The following is a 26,055-nucleotide window of genomic DNA, read 5'->3' as shown; positions in this document are numbered from 1 at the left end:
AACAATGGCTTTAAAAAGAGCGTAGCGAGTACGCTCATTGCTTAGGGCTGGGTCAAAAAGTAAAACAACCTTTTGGCGCAGCCCCCATGAGACCAAATCTGTTTTTAGCGAAACGTGATACACCGAGATCTGTAGATGTTTCATTGTGTAAGCAAGGGAAACTCTTTATAGCTTATAAAAAATTTGCGCGTTCCCTCCGAAAAGTTGTTCCTTTTCTGCTGTAGTTAGCTGCTTTGCAATAGCCGCTTCTAACACTGCTATTACTTCCTCATAGCTGGCTGCCAGTAGGCAAACCGGCCAGTCACTGCCATACATCACACGTTCAGGGCCAAACTCCTGCAAAATATGATCAATATAACGAATCAATTCTTCCGCTTTCCAATGTTGATGATCGGCCTCTGTCACCATTCCCGACAGCTTACAATAAAGGCTAGGGTAACTGGCTAATTGACTCATTTGACTTTTCCATGGCTCCCATTCGGCTTTGGCAATATTCGGTTTAGCCAGATGATCAATCACCCCTCTTACATTCGGTACTTGTTCCATTACCGCCAGCAGCCATGTAAGCTGATCTGCTCTAAGAAGCAAATCTACCGGTACATCTAATTCGGCAAAATAGCGGAGTGCTTCGATATACCAAGACTTCAAAAGAACCGCGGGGTCTTCCATATCTTGAATCATAATGCGAAAACCGACAAACCGGGGATGACGGCGTAATCTATCAAATTGGGCTTTATAATCAGAGCTTTCCAGATCAAGCCATCCAACAACACCTGCGATGGAATCATCCTTCTCGCTTAAGCTGAGAAGAAATTCTGTTTCCGCTAACGTTGGCGCTGCTTGGACGACGATTGTTTTATCAATAAGCTGCTGATGTAAATGCGGCTGCAAATGCTCTGGTAAATAATCACGCCTTAATATCGTCAACTCTTCGGTAATCCAGCTATAATCTCCTCGCGAAAGCTTCCAATAGTGCTGATGGGCGTCTATTCTCATTTTTTCCTCCAGCTGTTACTCAAATTCTATACTCACCATCTGGTGGCCCTCGATCGTTGGTACTGTAAATAAGCACCGGTCATTTTTGCTCGTAAAGCTGATCTCTTTTCCTTCAGGGACTAACGTGACTTTTTTTACGTTGGACGGTAGTTTAATCGATAATTCAACATCAAATAACGGAATCACATCTTCAATTGTATCAATCGTTTTGGAGCGGCGTTCAGGAATATAGTGCAGCAAATGAACGATCCAGCGTCGTTCTTTTTTCTGCTCATTGACAGTTGTTAGCAAAGTGCTTGGTCCGTCATGCTGCAAAGTCGGTTCTGGCAAGAGATTTGCAACAGCATTTAAGACTAATTGTTTCACCCACTTTGGTGCATTTTCATCATATTGGGTGAAAACTGGATGAATAAAATAAATGACTTGCTCATTTTGAATAATAGCCGGATAACCCGCTTTTCCAGCTGACGGTGTATGACGATGAGAACAATAATGCTCCCACGTCCGATTAAAATAAGGTGTAATAGCCGGTGCTATAACATGACTAGATTCCACCGCTTCTACATGAAGACCTTGCAAGTACATCACATGCTCCGTTTCCGGTAGTCCCTCGCCCAGCGACTCGTTAGGGACAATAAAATCCGGACTAAACGGGGCTTCTCCAACATAATTTATACCTAATGAGCTCAAGGTGAAAGCAGTCCCCTCTTTATTCAAACCTGAACGATAGGAAGCAAGCAGTGCTCCTCCGTCGGCAAGATATTGCTCTAGTTTAGCGGCAAAGAAAGGAGATACTGTAATCCGGTCAGGTAAAATTAACAGCTTATAAGCGAATAACTCACTCTGTGTATCTAAAATATCAAACTGATGACCGCCTTCCTGCAAGATTCTTACCACTCCGAGCATTTCTGGAGGCAGACCATGTGAGTCCGCTCCGACAAATTCCTCACTAGTGAAGACACCAATATCAGTTACAGCTGTAGCTTCATTACACCATCGCTCTTTCAAAGATACCTGCTGATAAACTTTGCCGATCAGATCATAAACTGCGGGCGATAGTTTCCCATTCGGCTCTAGTTGATCTCCAATCATACATTTAGCATTTAGGGCCAGCATGCGAAAGCATTCATACTCAAGTGCCGCTTGATTTTTAAAAGAATGAAAGTCTCCCCACATCGTATGAAATTTTCCTGTCTGGCCAAGGCAATCAATCCCAAGGGTTCTTGCATAATGCATCGTTATAGGGAAGTGGGCATAGCCCCAATGTCCACTAGGCAAGGATTCTAATTCAAAATGGGTGAATGCGTCTTTCACGCTTCGATGATCTGTTCCTATATGGCCGCGATTATAAAAAATGGAACATGCTTGATTATGCTGGCGGACAAAGGCTGTCATCTCCCGCATAAATGAGTGAATGACCTCTTTCGCATAAGCATCGCGATTTTTCTTGACTGACGGATCCAAACCTTTCGCTTTCATTCCCGCCCGGCAATATTTGCAGGAGCATGCTATCGGTTTAACAATATCAAAAAACAAGCCATCAACCGGAAAGTAGCGAAGAACCTCCTCGGTATGCTTTAGTAAAAACTGCCGGTAAGGAGAATTCACGCATAAGGAACGGTAAAACCCCGGTTCATATAATGTGTTATGAAAAGGCTGCGAATAAGGCTTGCCATTCTCATCTAAAACAAGCCACTCCGGGTGCTCATCGGCTGTATAATGATCCCATTGGACCGTTATATAAATCGGGGCGCGTATTCCATGCTTATGACAAGCCTCGATTTGCTCATGTAACAATCGTTTATTAACTAAATGTGGGTGAATCCGTTCCGGATTTTGTTGTGACTCATAGTAGAGATAGCCATGGTGACAACGGGCAAAAACCGTTACAGAGTTAACATGAGCCCTTTTTAACGTTTGAGCAAACTCCTCAGCATCAAATTGCTCTCCAACCTTTTCGATATGCGGACTTGTATGAAAATCCATGTGTATTTGTCTGTAGCGCAGCTCATCAACGTTCATCTTTGCTCGCTCTCCTTTCATTTTCAGGCGATTCTATCTGCCACCCATTCCACTCATCGTAATTCCTTCCTCTAAATAACGTTGCAAGAACACAAAGACAAGAATCGACGGAATGATCGCGATGGCTGCGGCGGCCATCATTAAATGCCAGACCGTCCCATACTGAAGCTGAAAAGCTTGCAGCCCGACTGAGAGAACCCTCATCTCCACAGAATTTGTCATAATCAATGGCCAGAGAAAATTATTCCATTGGTTGACGAAGCTAAAAACGGCTAATGCCGCTAATGCTGGCTTGCCCAGTGGTAAAATGATCCTCCAATATAAACCAAATCTCGTGCAGCCATCAATCCTCCCTGCCTCTTCAAGCTCGTAAGGGATTCCTAAGAAGAATTGTCTTAAAAGAAACGTCCCAAACGCCGTAAACGCATTAGGCAGAATCAATCCTTGATACGTATCAATCCAGCCAAAATAGTTCATTAAAATAAACTGAGGGATGATTGTAACTTGGACAGGTATCATTAACGTGGAAAGATACAAAACAAACAGCAAATCTCTTCCTGGAAAACGAAGCCTTGCAAAGGCGTAAGCCGCTAATGAAGCTGTTAATAATTCAAGGATGACAATCGACACCGAAACAAATATTGTGTTGAAAAAATAGCGGCCAAAAGGGATAAAGTTCCATGCATCGGCAAAGTTTTCAAAGGCAAGGCGTGAGCCAATTAAAGTCGGCGGAAATGTAATCGCTTCACTTTCAATTTTTAAAGAAGTCGCCAGCATCCAAACTAAAGGGACTAACGTAATAAGGGCACACGCTGAAATGCCGATGATCGATAATAGCTTTAAGACGTTCTTTTTAGAAGCAAGAGCATGATTGTTCATACGTACATCTCCTTATTCATAATTAACCCATTTCTTTTGGAGCTTTAGCTGAATTAACGTCACGATGAAAATAACGATAAACAACAGCCATGCAATAGCTGCAGCCCGGCCCATTCTAAAATACTGGAACCCGGTTTCATAAATGTACATCACGATCGTGTTCGTGGCATTGGCCGGTCCCCCTCCCGTCATTACCATGACCTGGTCAAATACTTGAAAAGAAGAAATCAACGTCATGACAATCGCAAAGAACATTGCCGGAGAAATCATCGGTAACGTAATCTTAAAAAAACGATGAAAACTATTGGCACCATCTATTTTAGCCGCTTCATAAAGAGTCGTCGGTATTGCCTTAATTCCAGCTATAAAAATAACCATATTTAAACCATAAAACTTCCAAACACTCATCAGTACAACACCTAATAGAGCAAAGTCCGGGTCTCCTAACCAACCGACCGCCGGAATATGCAATATAGAAAGAACAAAATTCACTAATCCTTGCGGCTCGTATAAAAACTTCCAAACTAGAGCAACAGCTACCGTCGGAGCCAACACCGGAAGAAAAAAGATTGTTTTAAGCAAGGCGTTCTTTTTGATAGAGCATAGCCATAAAGCGAGTCCAAGCGAAACGATAATGTTTAATGGAATATACAATCCGACATAAACTAAGGTGTTTTTAACGACTCTCCAAAAAACCGGATCATGAAAAAGGAGCGTTTGAAAATTCTCAAGCCCGACAAATTGCGGGGGAGCGACTAAATCCCATGAAAAAAAGCTTAAAATAAGTGAAATAAAAACCGGAATCGCGACAAAGCATAAAAAACCAATAATATTTGGTGTCAAAAATAAATAGCCGGCTATTGTTTCACTTTTGGAATAGCGAGATTTCGGCTTGACCTTACTTTGCTTTCTATCAAGCTTCGTCTCATTTAAAACTGGTCCCGTACTCATATCCATCCTCCTCTTTGTTATGTGCCATAACCGTTCATTGTGTTTAAGAAAGCTCTAAAATAGAGTAGATATGAATACGAGGAATGGTAATTTCCACTTTGTTTTCCTGGACAGTAAACGATAACTCCTTTCTTTCCGGCAATAGTAAGACTTTATCAACTGAACCATTCCACGTAATCTTCACGTCATGAACTGGATTAATTTGTTCAATCGGCTCGTAAATTGATTGCTGACGATTGCCCATATGTGAAGATTGGTAATTGATTAAATGTAAGTATTGTTTGCCGTTTTTTTCCGCCAGATTGACTTCAAGTGTAGGAAACCCGTCGAGCTCATACGGCTTGCTGTCATCATAAAAATCCAGACAATTATTGAAAATATTCTTCACCCAGAAATGATTCGTATTCCAATACGATTCAAAGATCGGCGCCGCAAAGAAAATAGCCTTTCCCTTTCCATAATGATTCAAACTAATCGCCGGAAAGATACTCACATCGCCGGGAGGGGGCATTGGATGGCGAAATGCTCGTGGAGGCACGGATTCTCCACAGGGCCATTGAATCTTGCTCAAAATCTCTGCCGTGGCAGGAAACATTTTGAGAACTTCACCATCAACCAGTTGGGGAATGGCTGCCGTCCCTTTCCATAAATCAGCATGTTCTGTCATATAAGTAAAGCTATAGGTGCTATATTCATGAAACTCAACGCCAAAAAGATCTGAGCGTACTGGTTCATTAAATTGCAGGACGGCATTTTGAGAAGCGAGTAGCAACCCTCCTCGATGGACAAAATCTATTATTTGCTCAATTGATTTCTCATTCAATCGAACTGTTTCAGGTAAAATCACAACTTTGTAATTGTCGAGGTTTTTGAATTGGTCATTATAATAAATATCAAATTGCTGATGCCCTTCAATTAACATTTTGCTTGCTCCGAGAGTCGCAAAATCGCCATTATCCCAATAGCGTTGTGAAGTATAATTGGCAATTAACGCAATATGTGGGATGCTCCGCTGACGCACGGCATATTCCTCACGTTGTTCTACAAATTCAAATACTTCTTTTAAAATATCGTAAGCACCCTTTTGCAAGGTCCCATCCGGCATAACCTGATCACCGATATTTACAATTCCGCCATTCGCCATAATGGTTGCCGATTCATACTTCAACTGTTCTGCTGTTTTGCAGGACATAAGCCCCCATCCCTCAGTAAATCGCACAGTTTGAATCAACATAGGGCGATCCAGTTGTCTTGCATATCTTGATTTCATCGATGTATATAAATAACTTCCATTAGCTGGCTGTGACTCCCAAACGCCAATATCACTTTGTTGGTTGACGATTTCCGGCTCTCCCATTTTCCAAGCGCCGTTGATGAAAATAGGAACATTTTTAATCTCTTTGACTGCGTGTCTAATTTCTTTCAAACAGCGGGCGGCTGATTTTTGACCGAAGGAGACAACCATTTCACGATTTTCTTCTAGCAAATCCCGAGTGAGCTCCCGACCATATTCCTGCTTAAACTTTTTCTTACAAGAACGACAAAAACATGTATGGTGAACAATATAAGGAATATCAATATAAACACCATCAATATCATATTTTTCAGTAAACTCCTTAATTTGTGGAATGGCAAGCTCTTCTTTATACGGGCTGTTTATACACGGCATATGCCAAACCGTTCCATTTCCATCCCTTTTGTTTCCATTCTCATCAATTTGATACCAGTCCGGATTATGTGTAACAGCATGCTCGTCGGTTCCTAAGGAATAATACGCTAATACCTTTATCCCTTGTTTATGAGCTTCTTCCAAAACATCTCCAAAATAATCTGTTTCCAGTCCACTGTGCTTATGACCAATTTTAGTATTGTAAAAGGCGTTCCCAAAATGGCATTTTGTAAATACTGCGACAACATTCACATTTGCCCGCTTTAATTCGGCAACATGTTCAATCGCATTGAAATTTTTTATCGCTTCCCGTGGAAATTCCGGCATATGAAAATCTAAATGAACACCCCTCATCATGTCAGCCATCCAGTCCATCTTAATGTCAGCTCCTTTATTTGAAATGGTAATGATTTCAAACTAAAGAGAGAGCAAACGAGCAGCTCTCTCTTCTACTAGTCGTTATTGAGAGATCGTTTGTTGATGCTCATCTAACAATGCTTGGAATTGTTCATCAATTCTCGCAAGGACGCTTTCTACATCTTCATTATTAAACCAAATGTTATCAAGCTCCCTTACAAACATCCTATCAGCCTCTTGCCAATTGGTTGTCGTTCTAAATGGTCTTGAAGTCTCCGCGGCAACTTTTACAGCATTAATGTTGGATGGTTCATCACTTGTTTCTTCGTAAAATGGAGTTGCTGTTAAGCGAGCTGGATAAGCGCGTCCAAGCGATGCCAAGTATTCAAACCCTTCGTCGCCCAGCATGACGGTAATTGCTTTCCACGCTTCGTCCTTATGCTCAGACCCTGAATAAATCCCAAAACCTGACCCAGCTACATAAGTTTGTGACCCTTCTTTACCAGCAGGAACAGTTGTAATATCCCAATCAAAATCGGCCCTAGCTCGAACATTCGAAACATTCCAAGGACCGTCGAGATACATCGCTACTTTCCCATCATAAAACTGATCTCTGTATAACGTTGTATTACCTGGGTCGTTATTAGGCGCAACAACATTATATTTGTGGTGCAAATCGGCAATGAATTGAATCGCTTCGACTGTGGATGGATCGTTCATTAAGGAGGTTTCGGCATTTTCATCCATATAACCACCCCCGTTTTGCCAAATGAAAGGAATGTTCTGATCAAATTGCCTTGAATTAAAAGCAAAACCATAAGTCTCTCCATCCGTTGTAGCAATAGCCTTTTCCAGGAATTCATCCCAGCTCATATTATCAGTCGGGTATTCGACTCCGTGCTTGTCAAAAATGTCTTTATTGTAATAAAGCATATAAGGACCAAAGTCATATGGAATAGCCAGCTGACCTTCATAAGAAAGCGCATCCATAATATTCGGTTCAAAGTCTTCTATATTAAAGTCAGGGGTCGCTTCAATATAAGGCTCCAACGGTTCATAAACACCTCGATAACCGAATGTTCCCGTTCGCTGGGACTGCAACGCAATAATATCAGCAGCAGTCCGGCTCGCCACTTGTGATTGCAATTTATCCCAATATTGATCAAAGGAGTCTGTTTCGAATTTCACGGTAATATGAGGATAGACTTCAGTAACTTTAGCGGCCAATGTCTCCCAGGTCTCTTGTTCTTCAGGTGTTCCTGTCCACATTGCAAACCGTAATTCAACTGGTTCATCTTCGCCAGGAGAATTATTATTTTCTTCTGTTGAACTTTCATTTCCGCTACATGCGGCTAAAATGAACATCGCTATAACAACCAAGTAAAACAACATTGATCTTCTTTTCATTCATACTACCTCCCTTTTCATACTTACTCTGCCAAAAACCTCATAAACCAATTAGTAAGCTATAAATTAGTTATCGATAACATTGATCTTTATAATTCAGCTTGAGTTAAATAAATATTATCTATTTTCAGATATTTAAGGTTAGTAATCGGCTACTAGCGGTTCAGGCGAAACATTAGTCTTTCGTTTTTGTTCGAATTGCGCAACGGAGCGCTGTGCCAGCCACATCATGACATAGGCAAGGACACTAAAAGAAAAGAAGGGAATCAACCCTGGTATGACAATCATCACAATAGGAATGGCTATTAAGTTGATGAACATAAACATTGTATTAAGCGGATTTACCATCGCAATGAGAAAAGCGATTTTATAACAAGTCCATGACTTCAGATCATATTGTAAGTAGACTGGAAAAACATAAAAGCAAACGAAACAATAACATATAGCAACTTGGATTAAGAGGATAAACAAGATAAACGCTCCCCATCCGTCTAAAGCGGCTGCGATATGAAAATCAACATATAAGATGGCACCTAGTAGAAACAAGGGCCAAGCTAGCTTATTTGCCTGCACAAATTTTTGGAAATAAAGACCTTTGAAAGTTTTGAAAATCCGAATTTCCGTTTTCCCATTTAGCCAGAATTGTATGATAGAGCAAGCTGCTATAGAGGCAGGAGCTAGACCAAACACCCCTAAACCTAATACACTGAACAAAATCCATAACAGATTTAGGATAGATAGTTTCATCACCCATTCACACACTTGATAGATTCTCATCATCAGACCATTATTCATAGCATCCCTCCAGAACGTTCTTTCGTATTCTCCACCTTAGGTTAGTCTTTTAAATACAATTCAATTACCGGTATAACAACATTAGGCTTTGTTGTCGGGAGTTCAATTACCACTTCACCCGGTTCCATTTTAAATGCTGTATGCTGAAATACGTCCGGCTTTTCATATTCATGAAAGAAGACTTCAGAAGCGTCATGTAAAAATTGAGCATAGCTGATTTTACCAGCAAGACCTGTTAAATGAATCGTACGGAATGGCCAGTGTAAGACGTGTAAATATAATCGATTGCCACGCTGAGTAAAGCGACAATCTAACGGAGCTTTATATTGACTTTCAGTAGCCCCATAGATAGAACGGGAATGAAGCCGCATCCACTCTCCAATCTCCTGTAGCCTTGTTAGTGATTTTTCATCAAGCTCCCCTCTCCCATTAGGACCAATGTTTAATAGTAAATTACCACCTTTGGAAACTGTATCGATTAACATTGTTATGAGCAATTCTGATGATTTCCAGTTAAGATTATCCCGGTCATATCCCCAACTGCCATTTAGTGTCTGACACGCCTCCCATATCAGTGGTTTGCCATTTTTCTGTACATTTGACTTCGGTTGATATTGTTCAGGCGTGGTAACCCCTCTGCCTAAATCTAAACGGTCGTTGAGAAGAATATCCGGCTGTAATTCAAAGATCATTTTTTCCAGCTCTTCAGACTGCCAATCCTTAGCTCCTTTGCCGTTAAAGCCCCGATCCTCATAAGAGAAATCAAACCAAAGATAGTCGATTTTTCCGTAATTTGTGAGGAGCTCTCTCACCTGTCCGTGCAAAAACTCTCTATACTTTGCCATATCGCGACCACTTGCTGCTAGCTTGAATGCTTCATCCTCCCGTTGCGGATGGATGCAATCTACCGGAAATTCTGGATGATACCAATCAATTAAGGAGTGATAAAAGCCAATCTTTAACCCTTCTTTTCTAAAAGCTTCAACGAGCGGGGCGAGTAAGTCTTTTCGGATCGGGGTATTCGTGGCTTTATATTCGGTATAATTGGAATCCCACAAGGCAAACCCTTCGTGATGCTTTGTCGTAACGACTACATATTTCATCCCTGCTTCTTTTGCAACTTTCGCCCACTTTGCCGGATCATACAAGTCAGGCTCAAAATGTTTAAAATATTTATTGTAATGATCAGGGTGAATCTGTTCACGATTCATTACCCATTCGTGACGCGCCGCTAAAGAATACAACCCCCAATGTATAAACAGCCCAAATCTATCGTGTAAAAACCAGTCAGGATTCCCATAATGATCTGGCCACTCGTACTCAGAATGTATTTTTTCATTTATTTCTGTCACTACAATCAGCCTCCTCATTTAATTAATCAAGCCAGTCATGCCTCGTTCTCCTTATAAAAGTAGCGAAAAAGTTATGTTTTCTTAATCACTCCTTTTTTCAGTAAAATATTTGCATATTGCGCTTTTTCACTTGTTGCTACAATCGCATATACAGTCTTAGCCCTTTCATAAAAAGCCTCTCTTTGCAAAAAGTGCAGCTTCACTTCCTTACCTTTCTCGCTGCTTTGCGTCAGTATTTCTTCGTACTCCTCCCAAATAAGCGGCTCGACCGGGTCTCCTTCCACAACCTCCATTAAAATTGCAGGATCATCTACATATTCATCTAAAGGAAAATAGATTAAAATCGCCTGCAATACTTCTGGAATATTCAAGCCATCTAACCGGATCAACCGCTTCGCATGACTGCTGGCTGGAAAATTACCATCAGCAAGAATGATTTCATCACCATGCCCCATTTCCATTAATACTTTCATCAACTCTGGAGAAATTTGCTCCGGTATATTTTTCAGCAAGGCGTCACTCCCTTTCATGACAAACATTTGAGGCAAAACAAATCAACCTTCACTTTAAAGCGCTTTCATTTCTTGTTTTAAAAATGTTTTTTCATTTAGTGTAAATCTCCTTAAAATAAAGTTTCATAATTCTGAAAAGTTACCGATAACAAAAAAATATCAGCTTTTATCTCGGTTGTCAATAGCAGAAAAGAAAAAATGTGTAGGCGGAAATTCAATCTTCCGCTTACACATTTTTTTGAAAACATTGGATTAAAGTTGCCCTCCTGATGATTTTCTGACCACCAGCTCTGTCTGGAATTGAATTTTTCGAAACTCCTGGGGTGCTGTTCCTTCAACACGTTCAATAACAAACTGCACTCCTGTAAAACCAAAATCATATGCCGGCTGAGAAGCGACCGTTAAAAAAGGATCAATTGTCGCATGATGATCTAAATCGTCGAAGCAAACAAATGCCATATCATGCGGAACCTCAAGCTTTTTCTCCCTCAACGCCCGTATTGTTTCTACGGCAATAAAGTTATTTGTCGCAAAAATAGCAGTAGGTCGTTCCTTTTTACTTAAGCTCAAAATATATTCAATATTATTTGTAGCGTTTTCCTTTTTATAATGACTTTTTAACACTAACCTTTCATCAACAGAAAGCCCGTTCATTTTTAACGTATTGACGTAAGCCTGATAACGGTCATGAGCGGTTGAGATATCAAGAGGAGCATTAATAATGGCGATTTTTTCGTGTCCTAAATCAATTAAGTGTTGAAGTAGTTGCCGCGTTCCTTCATGGTTATCACCAAGGACAACATCGCAATTAATTCCTTGGACTTTTCGGTCAATTAACGTAAAAGGGATGCCATGCTTCGCTAATTTTCTTAAGTTTTTTTTCGATTTTTCTCCAGAAGGTGTGAAGAGGACGCCATCTACTCCGGCAGCTAACAGAACATCAATATATTTTGATTCCTTTTCTACACTTTCATCTGTATTGCATAACATTAACTGATAACCCATTTGCTGGGCTTTATCTTCTGCTCCTCTGGCAACCTTTGTAAAAAACGGGTTTGTCACATCGGTAATCAAAAGAGCAAGAAGGTTAGATTTCTTTGATACTAAGCTCCTTGCGGCTGAGTTCGGTATATAATTTAATTCCTTTATTGCTTCCTCGACTTTTTTTCTCGTTGATTCTTTAATGCTTCCTGAATTATTAATCACCCTTGACACTGTCATAGCAGAGACGTTTGCTTTTTTAGCAATATCATAAATGGTTGCCATATCATCGCTACTTTCTATTCATATCTCTGTCGATTTCTTTTTATCATACATTTTATTCGCCAGTATAGCCACCTCAGATGGTTATTGGCAAGAGCTTAGCGATCTAAATGATCATCAGGCTGGGCTGCCTTTACTGTTAAACCTCCATCAACCATCAATAGATGGCCATTTACTTGCATCGCCTCTTCGGACGCAAGAAAAACAACAGCATCTCCAATTTGGCGGGTTGTTCCGAGCCGTTTCATCGGATTGGCAGCTACCTCCTTCTTATAAATTTCAGGGTCAGCGAGATACTCTGTACACATATCGGTATCAATCGTACTCGGTCCAACTGCATTCACATTAATATTGTATTTTCCAAGCTCAATCGCCAGCGCCTTCGTTAATTGATGCGCTGCAGCTTTGGAGGATATATAATGGGGAACGACCGGACTGACCACCATTAAACTTGCCGTTGAAGTGATATTCACAATTTTTCCATATTGTTTCTCGATCATTTTTTTTGCGACTGCCTGCGTTGTTAAGAAAATAGATTTTACATTTGTGTGATAAGTGCGATCCCATGTTTCTTCATCCAGCTTTAAAAATGGTACAAACGGATTAATCCCGGCATTGTTTACAAGTATTTCAATATCACCAAGCTCAGCTTCCACTTTTTCTATCATCTGGTCAACCTCTAGTTTCTTGCCGACATCGGCTTGAACGATCATTGCCTGACCACCAAGCTTTTTCACTTTTTCCATCAGTTCAGCTGCCTGATGTTTAGAACGATCAGAAGCATAATTAATCGCTACATCGGCTCCTTCTTCAGCTAACCGTTCAACGATGGCCGCCCCAATTCCGCGACTTCCTCCTGTTACTAACGCCACTCGATTTTTTAAACGCTCCATATTTGCACTCTCCTTTATTAAGTTAAGGGAACATGTTTGAAGATGTTACCGCTACCAAAATTATAAAGAGCGTCTTTTCAGTTGTCAATCAATTCCGAATATTACAAATAGATGTTCTCGTTCTAATTGCTATTTTTCCTCGTGAGCTGCCTGAATTCAGAAGGTGAAAGACCTGTAAATCGCTTAAAAATTCTTGAAAAATAATAAATATCCCAGCCGAGTCGATCGGCGATTTCTGTTATCGTTTCGTCAGACGAAATTAACATTTGTTTTCCTTTTTCCAGCCTTATTTGATTAACATACTGAATCGGAGAAGTGCCTAAAATTGATTTAAAAAATTTTATAAAATAATTGGGGTGAAAATGGACTAACTCCGCAAGTTCTTCCACTGTTATCGATGTTGATAAATGATTCTCTATGTACGTAAGCACCGTATTGATTTTTTCTAATGACACTGAGCGGGGACCTAGCGATAAATGTTCTTGTTCACGAAAACTTTGCTCCAGATAGTAACAAATCAGCTCTGTTAATAATAGCTTTGCTCTTAAAGCAGCCGTAAAATGAGTATTACTGTGCCAATCGATCAGTTGGTTAAAGTGTTCTGTCATCAATCCCCTATCCTTTACATCTAGCGTATAGGGCACGTTTACTAATTGAAACAAATTTATGTTGCCAAGTGTTGCTGTGAAATGACACCAATATTTTGCGAATGGCTGTTCATCAATGGTTGAATAAGATATAGGCAATTGAGCCGGAAGCACAACCATTTGTCCCTCAGTAGCCCATATTTCCTCTGTTTCGACTTTCATCCAGCCTCGTCCACGTTCAATAAAATACAATCTATTAAAGTCATCAGTCTCGTTGATTCGCTTCCAAGAAGGAATAATATGTGAAAAAGAAGCAACAGTAAGATTAACTTGTAAGTTCGCTAAAAAATACTGATTCTGTTTATTGCTTAATGTCGACATCTATTACTCTCCTTTAGGTTAATATTATCTAAATTTAGCTTACAATTTACTATCCTCCTTTTTCTTCTTTACCGCTACCATCAATATTGAATTTTAAAAACATTTGAAAAAGGAGTGTCAATATGATATCTAAATTTCATGATCGTCGAGATGTTTTCTTTGAAAGAAAGTTTGGCATGTTTATTCATTGGGGATTATATGCAATTCCAGCCTGGCAGGAACAGATTCTTTGGCGAACAAAGATGCCGAGAAGCGAGTATGAACAGTTGATTACTCAATTTAATCCGATACATTTTAATCCTGATGAGTGGTTGGATGCTGTCGAAATGGCGGGAATGAATTATATATGTTTCACCACTAAACATCATGATGGCTTTTGCATGTGGGATACGAAATACACAGATTACAAAGTGACAAATACACCATACGGAAAAGATATTCTGGCGATGCTTGCTGAAGCTTGTCAGCGAAGAGGAATCGCACTAAGCCTCTATTATTCGTGTCCCGATTGGCACCATCCGAACTATCCGAACCAAGGAAGACATCATGAAATGTTCGGCCCGCGAGATGGAGATAAACCTGACATAAACAACTATTATCAATTTGTACGAAATCAAATTCAGGAGCTATGCACTGAATATGGGGAGATCTATCAGTTTTTCTGGGATATTAATGTCGCTGAGTTTCATGATCCCAGTATAAATGAGATGATTCGTTCCTTACAACCGGGGATCCTTATTAATGACCGTGGCCCTAGTCAGGGAGATTATAACACACCGGAAAGACATGTTCCGGCAACAAAAGCCTTTACCCGGCCGACAGAAGCAAATCAAGCTTTAGGAAGGGAAAGCTGGGGCTATAAAGAAGATGAAGATTATTATTCAAACAAATTCATTATGCAAAGCATCGACCAGATTTTAGCGATGGGAGGGAATTATTTATTAAATGTCGGTCCTAAGGCAGACGGGACAATTGCTGAAGAGAACATTCAATCACTAAAGGCGATTGGCAATTGGTACCGCTCGGTAAAAGAGTCATTTGATGACACCTATCCAGCTTCCTATTTGGTCGATGAAGACGTTATAAAAATGGAGGGAAATGACAACGTCGTTGTTCGAGATGAAGTACTCGTCACCCGAAAAGAAAACACTCTCTATGTTCATCTTTTCAAAGACCCACAAAGCTCAGCAATCATTTTGAAGCCATTAGACATAATGCCGGAAAAAGCAATTCTTCTAAATAATCAGCAAGAACTTGAAGCAAGAGTAGACCTTACCCCATGGCATTGGAAGGAGAAACCATATCTTAGAATCCGCGGTCTTCCAGTCAATCAGCTTACTGATTCGGTTATGGTGATTAAACTCGAGTTCTCCCAATCACTTAATGAATAGTTGGCTTCAATCATCATTAAACAAAAAAGCAAAACCTGCTTTCATACTCATCCACATTTCGTACTATTCTTTGCGTTTCACACATAAATTGATAGAGCCAGTCCAAAAAACGTAAAGGATGTTTTGTTATGGAACGACTTCGCTCTATCTCGATTGATCAGTTTTGTAGGAAGAATGATCGTACGGATGAGTAACGTGAAAATATATAGCCTCGTGGCATGTGGAGGGATGCTGCAAGGTGTGGCGATGAGTATCTTTTTGTTTCCTCATGCGGTTCCCTCCGGCGGTGCGGGTGGCCTGGCGGTTTTATTGCATTATTGGTTTCATTTTCCTTTAAGCTTTGCCCTTTGGTTTGTTAATTTTTCGATGCTTGTCGTCGCGATTAAGTGGCTCGGCAATGCCAGTACAATCGGAACGATGTTTAGTATCTCCATCACCTCCTTGACGATGTACATTCTAGAAAATACGATGACATGGCAATCTCCGACAGGCAACGTCTGGCTTGATCTGTTCTTCGGTTCCTTGCTGCTTGGCTGCGGGGTCGGGCTTTTGCTGCGGCAAAATGTATCCAACGGTGGGATGGGAGTTCTCGCGCTCATTATTGCTAATCATCGCAATATTCCTCCGGGCAAACCACTGCTTTTGCTGAACGGTTCGATCTTTATTCTGACTGCTTCGATCATCGATTGGCTGATTATCATTCAGGCGATCGTATCTCAAGGATTATCGACAAGAGTCGTTGATCTTATTTATAATATCCGGCTGCCGGCTACAACTAAGCCGCTTTCACCGGCCCTGCGGAAAAAAAGATAAAACCATCAGGGAAATATAAGGAGAGACAACTTGTAAAACGGAGCGACGACGCATACTTATCAATGATGAAATCATCGATAAAGGATGTGTAGTGATGACGTGGAACAAGCTACTCCTGTCTCTTTTTTTCTGCGCCGGGCTTCTTTTCGCAGCCGGCTGTTCAGAAGAATCGACTTCTGATTTTCCAAATAAGAGCATCCAGCTTGTTGTTTCCTTTTCACCCGGGGCAGCGACTGATACTCAGGCTCGATTAATTGCTAAATATGCAAACGACTATGTAGGACAAGAGCTCGTCATCGTCAATAAACCGGGCGGCGGCGGGCAGGTTGGCTGGAATTATTTCTCTACCGTCGAACCGGATGGCTACACGTTAGCGGTCTATAATCTCCCCCACATTATCACCCAGCCGCTCGTTGGCCAGACTTCCTTTGATGCCGGCACGTTTGAACCGCTTGTGAATTGGGGTGGCGATCCAACCGTTTTTGCGGTGAGAAACGACGGCTCTTTTTCCAGCCTCGACGATTTGATCAATAAAGCAGAAGCCGCTCCCGGACAAATTACGGTCGGCAATGCCGGGAAGTTCGTTGGTCAGCATTTAGCTATTTTGCTGTTGGAACAGGCTGCGGGCATTGACGTGGAAGATGTGCCATTCCAGGGAGCTGCTGATGCAATTGCTTCATTATTAGGTGAGCATACCGATGTGGTCGCCGGGAATTTATCCGATATTTACCGCCTTGGTGATGATGTCTTGCCACTGGCGATCGCCACAGAAGAACGCCATCCATTCGCACCCGATATTCCGACCTTTAAAGAGTTGGGCTTCCCTGACGTCATCATGAGCACAGATCGTGGCATCGCCGCCAGGGCAGGCACACCGCCTGAGATTATCGCGGCGCTTGAGGAAGCTTTTTTGCAGCTCTTACAGGATGAACAATTCTTGAAGGAAATGGAAACAGCCGGAGCTGACATGCTGATTATGGATCGCAACGAGGTTCTTGCGGATATGGAGAAAAGAACAGGTGAGTACACTGAGCTGCTTGAGCGGATTACTATCGAGTAACAATCACGTAACTCAATAATGGCTCCGGCGTTGCTTCGAGACACCCATTCACAGCTAGGCTTTCAAGCTCATTACGAAAAAGCCGCTGAAAAAGTGAAAATCGTACTTTTTCAGCGGCTTCCTCACCACAGGGTTGTGTCATTGACTCCGATCCCCTGCCCATTTACAGTTGAGGCATGATAGGCACAGGCACTTTAAGCAAAAGGGTAAAAACAGCATAAAGCGCCATTGTGAAAAGGCATGAGACGAACAGGATGTGTAGCGGCCGCAGTTTTCTCCATTTTTGCAGATGAACGAAAATCGGCACGAGCAGCATTAATAAAAAGGTTTGGCTATAGAAGCCGAGTAAATTCGTCAAAAAACTAAGAGTAGCAACGAGAACGAGGCACATTACAATGGAGTAATCGAACGTGAAAGACACTCTCTCCTTTGGACGCTTCACTGCCTGAACCGCTTTGTACAAAAGAAATCCGAGCATCGCACTAAATGTCAATTGAGGAAAAATCCGCAGTTCAAACGGCATGCTGTTAAGCAGCACGAGACAGACGATTACCAGAGCACCCGCTATAAACCAGCCGCTGACTGCCCAATAATCTGGGGCCCTCTTTCCCTCCAATGTGGGCTGCTGATTTGCTCTGTTTTTCAGTCCGCGGTAGACAGCGATTCCCACCGTTATCAAAATAAAACTGCAAAGCAGTAGATTCCACGTTCCGCTAAAGAAATAGAGCCAAGGAGAGCCTTGAGCCGTGCCGATTTGAATCCCTTGAAGCAGCCCTTCTTCAGCAATTTTGCCAAGGATAAACCCTAAGGCGATCGGTGCGGGTGAAAACTGGAATTTTTGCAGTACGAACATCAAAAGCCCGAGGATGAGTGCGGTATAAACATCGAACAAGCTATTTTGCGTTGTGAAAGCTCCGATAATTGACAGGGACAAAATAGCCGGAGCAAGATAATAAGTCGGAATACTTGTCAGCCTGGCGATATGAGTCACTAGCAACAAGCCGAGAACGAGCAAAAAAAACTGGGCGAGAATCATGCTGTAAATAAACGTATAAGCCACATCAGCATGCTCTACAAACAAATTTCTTCCCGGCCAAATACCGTGAATTAATAAGCCGCCAAGGAAGATCGCAGCAGTTGGCGAGCCCGGAATCCCCAATGTCAGCAATGGAATTAATGAACCGCCGACCATTGCATTATTGGCACTCTCCGAAGCGATAATCCCCTGCTTTTCACCATTCCCAAACGCGTTTTTCTGCTTGGAGAAACGCCGCACTTCATTATAAGCAAGCACGCTCGCTACATTGCCGCCTGCGCCCGGAAGCATTCCGATAAGGGCGCCGACTCCGCTTCCGATTGTCACTGCTTTCGGCCGCTTTAACACATCGCCAAATGACTGACGGATAGACGAAGCGGTTGTCTGTTTATGTCGTTTGATTTTTTGATTACCTTCTGACAGGTCTTCAATCATTCGGAAAGCCTGAGGAATAGCAAATAAGCCGATCAGCACCGCGACAACATGAAACCCGCCAACAAAGCTATCGATTCCAAAGGTAAAGCGGGCCGTTCCGGTCACAGTACTAATTCCGACGAAGGAAAGGACAATGCCCAGGCAGCCGCCGAGCATATTCTTCGCCGCTCCCCCCTCTGAAATGACAGCGATGACCGTAATGCCGAACAGGGCGATCCAGAAGCTTTCCGTCGGGCCAAAGGCTAAAGAAAATTCCGTTAAAACAGGGGCAAAAAATACGAGCAGGATCATTCCGATCACACCGCCGGCAAAGGAAGCAATTGTCGCCAGCTCCAACGCTTTTCTCGCCTTGCCCTTTTGCGCCATTGGATAGCCATCAAACGTAGTCGCCACCGATGCAGGCGCGCCTGGCACGTTAAAAAGAATCGCCGGGATAGAGCCGCCAAACACGCTGCCGCAATAGATCCCACCCAGCAGGATCAGGCCATCTGTTGCGCCGAGTGAAAAGGTAAAAGGGATCGTCAAAGCGACTCCCATTGTCGGTGTCAACCCGGGTAAGGCTCCCACAGCGATTCCGAGACATAAACCGAGTACGAGCATCAAAAGGTGCCGAACTTCAAACAATTGTAATAAAATATCCATACCCTGCCTCCACATCTAAGACTAGAGTATGATATTCACCCAAAAAGCGATGTGTGCTATTCCTCCTTATCGTCCTGCTTTAATTCAACCTGTTTCCCGCCAACCGTCAAGTAAGACAGCACTTCCAGCTCCGGCTTTAATTTGGTCAGCCCTTGAATATAAGGTGTGACCAGGTCTTTAAAATCCTCACTGACTCCTTCTTCAGCCAGCTGCCCGTACACATACATTTTCTTTTTGTCCGGCTCCAGTAAAAACGCCAAATAGCCAACAGGCTTATTTCCATCGGTCACGATATTTAGTACTTGTGCATCCTCTTTCATAAATTCCGGAGAAAAATAAAGCTGCATCTGAGAATCCCCCTTATTCAGTCGTCAATTGAAATTTTTTAAATAACGTTTGAGCCGAGTCATCTGATTCGGTCGGCTTTGTTTTTTTCACATGAATAAATAGTAAACAAAAAATCCCAAGCAGCAATGTCAGCCCTGCCGTCAGCAAAAACATTCCAGTACGAGACCAGTTCATTAACACTTCAAACAGAGGCGGGCCCGCTGCGACCCCTAAAAAACGGACAGAGCCGTATAGGGACGTAACAAATCCACGCATTTCCTGTCCAACCGAGCCGGTAATGAGGCTGTTGAGGCATGGAAGGACAAGGCCGGTACCGACGCTGCTGATCACCAAAATTGCAATAAATGGCACAAGCTTGTGGAAAAACACTAAGGCCGAAAACGAGATTGTCATTAGCAGGAAACCAATCATAATGCTCGTTTTCATTCGCTGCAAACGCTTCCCAATTTTGCTCCCGGTGATGAGCGAAGTCGTCATCATAAATAAAAGTGGAATCGCCAGAATGCACCCTTTCAACACGCCATCAATGTTATACGTCGTCTCCAGTACGTCCGATAAATAAAATAAAATTCCAAACAGCGTAAGAAGACAGGTTGCTCCAGCCAAATAAGCGGTAAAAAGCCAGCGGCCTTCATGCTTAAAGACAGAAAAAAGTCCTTTTACATATGTACCAAAAGGCATCGGCTCTTTTTTCTTTTTCTTCTCTTTAATGAAGAATGTCGTTAGCAGCAATGAGATGAGAACAAAAACAGGAAAGCCCCAAAACGGACCGTACCAGGCAAGCAGAGCCAATAATGACCCGACAATCGGGGAAAGAACTTTTCCAAATCCATTGGACGCCTCGACAAGACCTAATACTTTACTTTGCTGGCCCCCCTTAAACAAATCGCCGGTTAAAGCCATCGCGATTGGCGTGGTGCCCGCCGCACCGATTCCCTGGAGAACGCGACCGGCCATAATCCAAATAAAGGGACTGGCAAACCACGCCGCAGCCGCACCCGCTAACAGCCCGCCAACGCCGTACAAAGTCAAAGCCGGGATAATGATCTTTTTCCTTGTTAAGCGGTCAGACAAATACCCGAAAATCGGGATGAAAATGGCAGCAGCGACGGAGAAAACTGTGATCGTCAAGCTGGCTTGAAACGCTGAAATGTTCAGCTCAGTTTCCATTTTGGGCAAAATAGGAATAAGCATGGAATTACCTAACGTCATAATTAAAGGAATGGAGCCAATCGCCACGACCAGCATCCCGTTATGCTTTTTTTCGACCACCCGTCATCCACGCTCCTTACAGCTCACTTGTTGTTTTCCTTACTACTTTGTCCCTTTTCGCGTAAACGTTACGTCCAAATAATTTCCAGAAGCATGATTGGTAAGGACCTCCAGTGTAAAGAAGCGGATTTCAGACAAACTAGTGAGTAGAGTAGTCTGTTGATTACTTACTTGTAAGAAGGAGCTGATGTCATGATGTTTGAAATGAGAAAAAACCATAAGATGAAGAGCGGTCAAGCTCTTATGTATTCATTAGTCGGAATAGGAATCGGGGTTGGGGCGGCTTACGGATTGATGAAAGGACGCCATAACGGGCAGCATCATTCGACAACATCTGATACGTTGCAGCAAACATTAAATGCCCTTCAGGATTAAGAAAGCTTTTTCCAAAAGTATGTGTTGGAGCTGTTTCAGCCTTGCTTTTAGCTAAGGCATATGACGTGTATGGGGCTGGGTCAAAAGGTCGTTTTTTTACCTTTTGCCCAGTCTCTACGCATTAAAGCCCATTGCGAGAAAAGACTCACAACGGGCTTGTGGCAAGTCAGTTTTTAATTGGATACAGGAACGGCATTCATATACTCTTCAAGCGTAACGCCGAGATCGGTGATTTCTTTCGCCATTTCTACCCCGACATAGCGCAAATGCCAAGGCTCGTATTTGTAGCCTGTCAAATCCTCTTTCCCTTCCAAATAGCGGATAATAAAGCCGTAGTCAGCCGCGTTGTCCTCCAGCCATTTCGCTTCGACTGTATCCGCAAAGCAGTCTTCTGCTGCACAGCTTACATCCTCGCCGACGACGTCAATCGCCAGGCCGGTTTGATGTTCGCTTGTTCCGGGCACGGCGCTGTATGTACGCGCGAGCTCCTCCCCATCCTGGGCAACATAATAATCAAACAGGTTTTTTTGCGTCTCATATGAACGGTAGGCCGAAACGCCAAGCAAGTTCATCCCATCTGCTTTTGCCGCGGCGAATAATTGCTCAATCGCTTCAGCTGCTTCCTCCCGCATTAAGCGCTTTTCCACTTTCTCTTCAAATATAAATGAGATATCAGGATAAACCAGGTCATCCGGTTCATAGCCTTCCATCAGCTCATATTCCTCATTAACAAGCACCTCAACACTTTGCGGATCCGTCACTACCTCGATTCCCTGCTCCTCGTTCGACTCGGAATCCTGCTCCGCTGAGGCTTCTGCTTCCTTACTTCCCTCTGCTTGCTCAGTATGAGAGGAGAGCATCGAGGAATCTTGATCAGTCGTTGATTGCTGCTGATCGCAGGCTTGTCCGACAAACAAGCTGATAATCCCTATTATTACGATCATTGCCTTTTTCATAAGATCCTCCCTCACAATTTAAACTATATTCTATACTACCTCTTTTTTGCCTGATTTTAAACTCTCTATTCAAAACTCGTCCTAACAACCTAAAAAAAGGTTATGCCAAAAGGTTTGTTTTCCGTTTGGCATAACCTCGAAACAGACTGCCTGTGCTTTTACCCTTCAGGAATCGGACTTTTCTTCTGACTTCTTTTCACTTGAACCGGTTTCCCCTTCGGCTGTTCTTCATCATGTTTTTTAATGAAAAAGGCAAGGATTAAACCGATTAGCGACAGCACCGTCGCTGCCATAAATGAGACATTAACTCCATGGATCATCGCCATGTCGACATCACCAGTTACTTGCGGATCAAGCGCCGACATCGTCATAATCGTAATCAGAACCGCCGTTCCGATCGACCCTGAAATTTGCCGCATCGTATTATTCATCGCTGTCCCATGCGGAATCAGTCTACGCGGCAAAACATTAATCCCCGCTGTAGTGACCGGCATCATTACCATCGCCAGCCCGATCATTCGCAGCGCATAAATGATCGTGAGGTAGGTAAAGCTTGTCGTCGTTGTTAAGTTTGAAAATAAAGCCGTGGTGACGAAAATGATCGCCAAGCCGCCAATCGACAACGCTCTTGCCCCGATCTTATCAAAAATCCTTCCGGTGATCGGTGACATCAGCCCCATCAAAACCGCACCCGGCAAGATCATCAACCCCGTATCCAATGCAGTGAAATGATGCATGTTTTGCATATAGATCGGCAGAATCGTCGAGCCGCCAATCAATGACATAAACACAACCATGCCGATGACTGTCGTCAACGTGAAAACACTGTATTTAAATACACGAAACTCTAATATCGGCTGCTCCAGCTTCAGCTGTCTGAAAATAAACCAAACAAGCGAAATCACACCGATGACGGTTGGCAAAACGACGGAGGCACTCGTCCAGCTATGTGCTCCGGCATAACTAAAACCAAACAACAAGCCGCCGAATCCGAATGTTGACAAAATAATCGAAAGCATATCAACTTTCGGGTTGTGGAGCGTTGTTACATTTCTTAAAACGAAATACGCCGCGATCATATCGATCACAATTACCGGCAACACAATCCAGAACAGGATAGACCAGTGATAATGTTCTACGAGCCAGCCTGAAAGCGTCGGTCCTAAGGCTGGAGCAAATGAAATGACGAGACCGACCATCCCCATAGCGGCCCCTCTTTTTTCAACTGGAAAAATGAGCAAAAATACAGTCTGCATCAAAGGCATCATAATACCCGCCCCGGCAGCCTGAAGGACTCTTCCGATCATTAAAAAGGAGAAAGTAGGCGAAAGGGCGCAGACAAGCGTTCCTAACGCAAACAGGAACATCGATGTCATAAATAACTTTCTCGTTGTATACTTTTCAATTAAAAAAGCCGTAATCGGGATCATAATTCCATTTACAAGCATAAAGATTGTTGTCAGCCACTGGCCTGTATTGGCTGTAATCTGCAAGTCATTCATAAAATGAGGCAAGGCCGTTGTCAGCAAGGTCTGATTTAAGATTGCTAGAAACGAACCAACTAATAGGACAATAACTAATGGTTTTCTATTTATATTTTCCACTGATACTTGGGCTGTATCCATTCTTCTACACCTTCTTTAATTAAATCTCCGCTCTTCCACTAGCGCAAGAATCATTGGTATTTCCTGCTTAATCGCTACGCGGCTGTTAATAAACAGACAAAGCGCCTCGATTAAATACGGCTCAGGTTGCTCCGCCGTCATTTTCTTTCTCAGCGAATCATACGCCGCTCTAACCTTTTCCATTTCCGTTCGATTCATCTCTGCCTTTGCGATCTTATCCTGCACGCTAATCAGCGCTTCGGCGATTTGCTGATCCGTTGATTTTGACTGCGCGCCGAGATGAATTCCTTCATAATCATACATAAGTTCCTGCGACAACGCCGGCTGCGGCTTTTCTTTATTTCTAATAATCTGATCAAGATTAGACGCGAGCAATGTCGCGACATCTTCTTTGTTAACCGGCTTTTGTTCATCCTCAAGCAAATGGATATACTCGCGAATGGCTCCTTGTAAAAGCATCACAAGGTCCCAAAGATACGGTTCCACCTCTTCCCCATAGGCTTCAAGCAGATATTCCCGGTGAAGATGAAAAAAAGTAGCTTTTGTCCGCTTCATTAAAGCCATGACACGCGGGTTTTGCTGGATCGGCATGACCTTGAAGATCAAATTTAAAAAAGCACGATACTGTTTGTTTTCTTGCAGCTCCACGAGAATTCTCTGTCGCAAACGCTCCTTTTTCGGCAACGAATGATCCAGTTGAATACTTTTGGCTCTTTCCACCATTTGAAGCAAGGTAAATTCAAACACTTGCATTAAAAGGTCTTCTTTCGACTGAAAGTATTTATATAGTGTTGCTTTCGACATCCCGCATTCCTCTGCAATCCGTTGCATTGATGTCGAGAAAAAGCCTTCATTGGAAAAACACTCAATCGCCGTTAAAATGATTTTCTTTTTCATTTTTTTACCTTCCTTGCTGTTGACGTATTGTCAAAACTTTTATAAGAAATAGGTTATAAAATACCTTGATAGAGGGCTTTATAAGCAAAAAAATTGCCACCCCCTGAAATTTAGGCAATAGTGAGGTTACCACACCGACACTAAATCCCTAAATAAAGGAAGTGACAATCTTGTACCCTCAAATTATAACCTATTTATTATCTTTTATAAACTATCAAGAACAATTGATTCGAACATTACTTACTCTGCTTATCGGAAAAAGTATGTTCAATAAGCCCACAGAACAACCGGTGAATAAACCTTATCGAAAACTTCAGGTAGATGATCTTCCGATCATTGAAGTACCTGAAAAGCTAGATTATCGAATTCTTCTCACTGAGTACTTCGAGAAGAACGGAAAAACATTAAAACCTGTTCAAAGGCGTAAGAACTCAAAAGTTACAGTACCTAAGTCCATGATCTGTCCAAAGTGTGGTGCTCCGTCAGAATACCTTTATGCCAATAACGGAGATAAAGGGCAGTATCAATGTAAGGTATGTTCTTGTCTTTTCAGCGATAAGAATCGTTTTTCAAAAGAGGCCATCCTAAAGTGTCCTCATTGTTCCAAGACTCTCGAGAAAATCAAAGAGAGAAAAGACTTTCATGTTTTTAAGTGTAAAAACAATGAATGTCCCTATTATCAAAGGAAACTGAATGGGATGTCCTCAAAAGAGCGGAAACGGTTTAACAAAGATCCTCAAGCCTTTAAATTAAGATACATCTTTAGACAGTTTCACATTGATTTTCAACCATTATCCAAGGAGTCACCTGAGCTTCCGGTAGTAGATTTGTCTAAGGTGTATACATCTCCGCATACACTAGGTCTAATCTTAACTTATCATGTGAACTACGGCCTTTCGGCCCGTAAAACAGCTGCCATTATGAAGGATGTTCATGGTGTTCCCATTTCTCACCAAACGATATTGAACTACGAAAAGAGTGTGTCACTTTTACTTAAGCCTTACGTTGATCATTATCCTTATGAGCTTTCTGAACAATTCTGTGGGGATGAAACCTACATTCGAGTGAATGGACGCTGGCATTATCTATTTTTCTTTTTTGACGCCGTGAAAAAGATTATCCTTTCTTACCCGGTATCACC

Annotated in this window: 23 protein-coding genes; 5 read left to right on the top strand and 18 right to left on the bottom strand. The window is 42.4% G+C overall.

Annotated elements, in window-relative coordinates; translation table 11 throughout:
• Positions 1 to 165 precede the first annotated feature (165 nt).
• The 12 genes from M3202_RS02720 to M3202_RS02665 form a co-directional block, all read right to left on the bottom strand.
• Positions 166 to 996 (bottom strand): amidohydrolase family protein, encoded by an 831-nt coding sequence (locus tag M3202_RS02720; RefSeq protein ID WP_251221830.1) that lies wholly within the window; start codon positions 994 to 996, stop codon positions 166 to 168.
• 15 nt (positions 997 to 1,011) lie between these two features.
• The gene (locus M3202_RS02715; RefSeq protein WP_251221829.1) at positions 1,012 to 3,018 is read right to left on the bottom strand and encodes an alpha-L-fucosidase; all 2,007 of its coding nucleotides are present in this window, start codon (positions 3,016 to 3,018) and stop codon (positions 1,012 to 1,014) included.
• A gap of 33 nt (positions 3,019 to 3,051) precedes the next feature.
• Positions 3,052 to 3,897 (bottom strand): carbohydrate ABC transporter permease, encoded by an 846-nt coding sequence (locus tag M3202_RS02710; RefSeq protein WP_251221828.1) that lies wholly within the window; start codon positions 3,895 to 3,897, stop codon positions 3,052 to 3,054.
• Between the two features lie 12 nt (positions 3,898 to 3,909).
• A complete protein-coding gene (locus tag M3202_RS02705; protein WP_251221827.1) occupies positions 3,910 to 4,848 on the bottom strand; it encodes a carbohydrate ABC transporter permease in 939 nt (312 codons plus the stop codon).
• Between the two features lie 43 nt (positions 4,849 to 4,891).
• Positions 4,892 to 6,892 (bottom strand): alpha-amylase family protein, encoded by a 2,001-nt coding sequence (locus M3202_RS02700; protein ID WP_251221826.1) that lies wholly within the window; start codon positions 6,890 to 6,892, stop codon positions 4,892 to 4,894.
• An 84-nt stretch (positions 6,893 to 6,976) separates the two neighbouring features.
• Complete coding sequence (locus tag M3202_RS02695; protein WP_251221825.1) at positions 6,977 to 8,281, bottom strand: ABC transporter substrate-binding protein; 1,305 nt, start codon at positions 8,279 to 8,281, stop codon at positions 6,977 to 6,979.
• 141 nt (positions 8,282 to 8,422) lie between these two features.
• Positions 8,423 to 9,076, bottom strand: coding sequence for a YesL family protein (locus M3202_RS02690; RefSeq protein WP_251221824.1), 654 nt, complete (start codon positions 9,074 to 9,076; stop codon positions 8,423 to 8,425).
• A 41-nt stretch (positions 9,077 to 9,117) separates the two neighbouring features.
• Positions 9,118 to 10,428 (bottom strand): alpha-L-fucosidase, encoded by a 1,311-nt coding sequence (locus M3202_RS02685; protein WP_251221823.1) that lies wholly within the window; start codon positions 10,426 to 10,428, stop codon positions 9,118 to 9,120.
• Positions 10,429 to 10,499: 71 nt separating this feature from the next.
• Positions 10,500 to 10,940, bottom strand: coding sequence for an RbsD/FucU family protein (locus M3202_RS02680; protein ID WP_251221822.1), 441 nt, complete (start codon positions 10,938 to 10,940; stop codon positions 10,500 to 10,502).
• 252 nt (positions 10,941 to 11,192) lie between these two features.
• Entirely contained in the window at positions 11,193 to 12,206 is a 1,014-nt protein-coding gene (locus M3202_RS02675) for a LacI family DNA-binding transcriptional regulator (RefSeq protein ID WP_251221821.1), read from the bottom strand.
• A 95-nt stretch (positions 12,207 to 12,301) separates the two neighbouring features.
• Complete coding sequence (locus tag M3202_RS02670) at positions 12,302 to 13,096, bottom strand: SDR family NAD(P)-dependent oxidoreductase (protein WP_251221820.1); 795 nt, start codon at positions 13,094 to 13,096, stop codon at positions 12,302 to 12,304.
• A 122-nt stretch (positions 13,097 to 13,218) separates the two neighbouring features.
• On the bottom strand, positions 13,219 to 14,064 hold the full coding sequence (locus tag M3202_RS02665; protein WP_251221819.1) for an AraC family transcriptional regulator: 846 nt from the start codon (positions 14,062 to 14,064) through the stop codon (positions 13,219 to 13,221).
• Positions 14,065 to 14,186: 122 nt separating this feature from the next.
• On the opposite strand from M3202_RS02665, the gene M3202_RS02660 reads away from it, so the two are divergent.
• The 3 genes from M3202_RS02660 (at position 14,187) to M3202_RS02650 (ending at position 17,328) form a co-directional block, all read left to right on the top strand.
• Positions 14,187 to 15,455, top strand: coding sequence for an alpha-L-fucosidase (locus tag M3202_RS02660; RefSeq protein WP_251221818.1), 1,269 nt, complete (start codon positions 14,187 to 14,189; stop codon positions 15,453 to 15,455).
• 186 nt (positions 15,456 to 15,641) lie between these two features.
• A complete protein-coding gene (locus M3202_RS02655) occupies positions 15,642 to 16,268 on the top strand; it encodes a YitT family protein (RefSeq protein WP_251221817.1) in 627 nt (208 codons plus the stop codon).
• A 94-nt stretch (positions 16,269 to 16,362) separates the two neighbouring features.
• Complete coding sequence (locus M3202_RS02650; RefSeq protein WP_251221816.1) at positions 16,363 to 17,328, top strand: tripartite tricarboxylate transporter substrate binding protein; 966 nt, start codon at positions 16,363 to 16,365, stop codon at positions 17,326 to 17,328.
• Positions 17,329 to 17,491: 163 nt separating this feature from the next.
• On the opposite strand, the gene M3202_RS02645 is transcribed toward M3202_RS02650, so the two are convergent.
• The 3 genes from M3202_RS02645 to M3202_RS02635 are packed head-to-tail and all read right to left on the bottom strand — an operon-like array spanning position 17,492 to position 21,037.
• A complete protein-coding gene (locus M3202_RS02645) occupies positions 17,492 to 19,441 on the bottom strand; it encodes a tripartite tricarboxylate transporter permease (protein ID WP_251221815.1) in 1,950 nt (649 codons plus the stop codon).
• 56 nt (positions 19,442 to 19,497) lie between these two features.
• Positions 19,498 to 19,788: a hypothetical protein gene (locus tag M3202_RS02640; protein ID WP_251221814.1), complete on the bottom strand. Its 291-nt coding sequence runs from the start codon at positions 19,786 to 19,788 to the stop codon at positions 19,498 to 19,500.
• Between the two features lie 13 nt (positions 19,789 to 19,801).
• Positions 19,802 to 21,037, bottom strand: coding sequence for an MFS transporter (locus M3202_RS02635; RefSeq protein WP_251222220.1), 1,236 nt, complete (start codon positions 21,035 to 21,037; stop codon positions 19,802 to 19,804).
• Between the two features lie 216 nt (positions 21,038 to 21,253).
• On the opposite strand from M3202_RS02635, the gene M3202_RS02630 reads away from it, so the two are divergent.
• Positions 21,254 to 21,436, top strand: coding sequence for a hypothetical protein (locus tag M3202_RS02630; RefSeq protein ID WP_251221813.1), 183 nt, complete (start codon positions 21,254 to 21,256; stop codon positions 21,434 to 21,436).
• Between the two features lie 173 nt (positions 21,437 to 21,609).
• Here the strand turns inward: M3202_RS02630 and M3202_RS02625 are convergent, their stop codons facing one another.
• From M3202_RS02625 to M3202_RS02615, 3 genes are all read right to left on the bottom strand, one after another.
• Complete coding sequence (locus M3202_RS02625; RefSeq protein ID WP_251221812.1) at positions 21,610 to 22,392, bottom strand: M15 family metallopeptidase; 783 nt, start codon at positions 22,390 to 22,392, stop codon at positions 21,610 to 21,612.
• A gap of 158 nt (positions 22,393 to 22,550) precedes the next feature.
• Positions 22,551 to 24,017 (bottom strand): MDR family MFS transporter, encoded by a 1,467-nt coding sequence (locus tag M3202_RS02620; RefSeq protein ID WP_251221811.1) that lies wholly within the window; start codon positions 24,015 to 24,017, stop codon positions 22,551 to 22,553.
• A gap of 15 nt (positions 24,018 to 24,032) precedes the next feature.
• Positions 24,033 to 24,914: a TetR/AcrR family transcriptional regulator gene (locus M3202_RS02615; RefSeq protein ID WP_251221810.1), complete on the bottom strand. Its 882-nt coding sequence runs from the start codon at positions 24,912 to 24,914 to the stop codon at positions 24,033 to 24,035.
• 170 nt (positions 24,915 to 25,084) lie between these two features.
• On the opposite strand from M3202_RS02615, the gene M3202_RS02610 reads away from it, so the two are divergent.
• Positions 25,085 to 26,055 (top strand): transposase (locus M3202_RS02610; RefSeq protein WP_251221809.1); only part of this gene is annotated, 971 nt, incomplete at its 3' end.

This window comes from Halalkalibacter oceani (assembly GCF_023715605.1).
GTDB classification, from domain to species: Bacteria; Bacillota; Bacilli; order Bacillales; family Bacillaceae_D; genus Halalkalibacter; species Halalkalibacter oceani.
This window is presented reverse-complemented; position numbering and strand designations above follow the sequence as displayed.

Excerpts from the sequence above, each read along its gene's own strand:
- M3202_RS02655 (WP_251221817.1), top strand. The coding sequence starts at position 15,642 with ATGAGTAACGTGAAAATATATAGCCTCGTGGCATGTGGAGGGATGCTG.
- M3202_RS02670 (WP_251221820.1), bottom strand. The coding sequence starts at position 13,096 with ATGGAGCGTTTAAAAAATCGAGTGGCGTTAGTAACAGGAGGAAGTCGC.
- M3202_RS02700 (WP_251221826.1), bottom strand. The coding sequence starts at position 6,892 with ATGGACTGGATGGCTGACATGATGAGGGGTGTTCATTTAGATTTTCAT.
- M3202_RS02695 (WP_251221825.1), bottom strand. The coding sequence starts at position 8,281 with ATGAAAAGAAGATCAATGTTGTTTTACTTGGTTGTTATAGCGATGTTC.
- M3202_RS02615 (WP_251221810.1), bottom strand. The coding sequence starts at position 24,914 with ATGAAAAAGAAAATCATTTTAACGGCGATTGAGTGTTTTTCCAATGAA.
- M3202_RS02715 (WP_251221829.1), bottom strand. The coding sequence starts at position 3,018 with ATGAACGTTGATGAGCTGCGCTACAGACAAATACACATGGATTTTCAT.
- M3202_RS02710 (WP_251221828.1), bottom strand. The coding sequence starts at position 3,897 with ATGAACAATCATGCTCTTGCTTCTAAAAAGAACGTCTTAAAGCTATTA.
- M3202_RS02645 (WP_251221815.1), bottom strand. The coding sequence starts at position 19,441 with ATGGATATTTTATTACAATTGTTTGAAGTTCGGCACCTTTTGATGCTC.
- M3202_RS02640 (WP_251221814.1), bottom strand. The coding sequence starts at position 19,788 with ATGCAGCTTTATTTTTCTCCGGAATTTATGAAAGAGGATGCACAAGTA.
- M3202_RS02625 (WP_251221812.1), bottom strand. The coding sequence starts at position 22,392 with ATGAAAAAGGCAATGATCGTAATAATAGGGATTATCAGCTTGTTTGTC.
- M3202_RS02630 (WP_251221813.1), top strand. The coding sequence starts at position 21,254 with ATGATGTTTGAAATGAGAAAAAACCATAAGATGAAGAGCGGTCAAGCT.
- M3202_RS02650 (WP_251221816.1), top strand. The coding sequence starts at position 16,363 with ATGACGTGGAACAAGCTACTCCTGTCTCTTTTTTTCTGCGCCGGGCTT.
- M3202_RS02690 (WP_251221824.1), bottom strand. The coding sequence starts at position 9,076 with ATGAATAATGGTCTGATGATGAGAATCTATCAAGTGTGTGAATGGGTG.
- M3202_RS02620 (WP_251221811.1), bottom strand. The coding sequence starts at position 24,017 with ATGGATACAGCCCAAGTATCAGTGGAAAATATAAATAGAAAACCATTA.
- M3202_RS02720 (WP_251221830.1), bottom strand. The coding sequence starts at position 996 with ATGAGAATAGACGCCCATCAGCACTATTGGAAGCTTTCGCGAGGAGAT.
- M3202_RS02705 (WP_251221827.1), bottom strand. The coding sequence starts at position 4,848 with ATGAGTACGGGACCAGTTTTAAATGAGACGAAGCTTGATAGAAAGCAA.
- M3202_RS02665 (WP_251221819.1), bottom strand. The coding sequence starts at position 14,064 with ATGTCGACATTAAGCAATAAACAGAATCAGTATTTTTTAGCGAACTTA.
- M3202_RS02675 (WP_251221821.1), bottom strand. The coding sequence starts at position 12,206 with ATGGCAACCATTTATGATATTGCTAAAAAAGCAAACGTCTCTGCTATG.
- M3202_RS02660 (WP_251221818.1), top strand. The coding sequence starts at position 14,187 with ATGATATCTAAATTTCATGATCGTCGAGATGTTTTCTTTGAAAGAAAG.
- M3202_RS02635 (WP_251222220.1), bottom strand. The coding sequence starts at position 21,037 with ATGCTGGTCGTGGCGATTGGCTCCATTCCTTTAATTATGACGTTAGGT.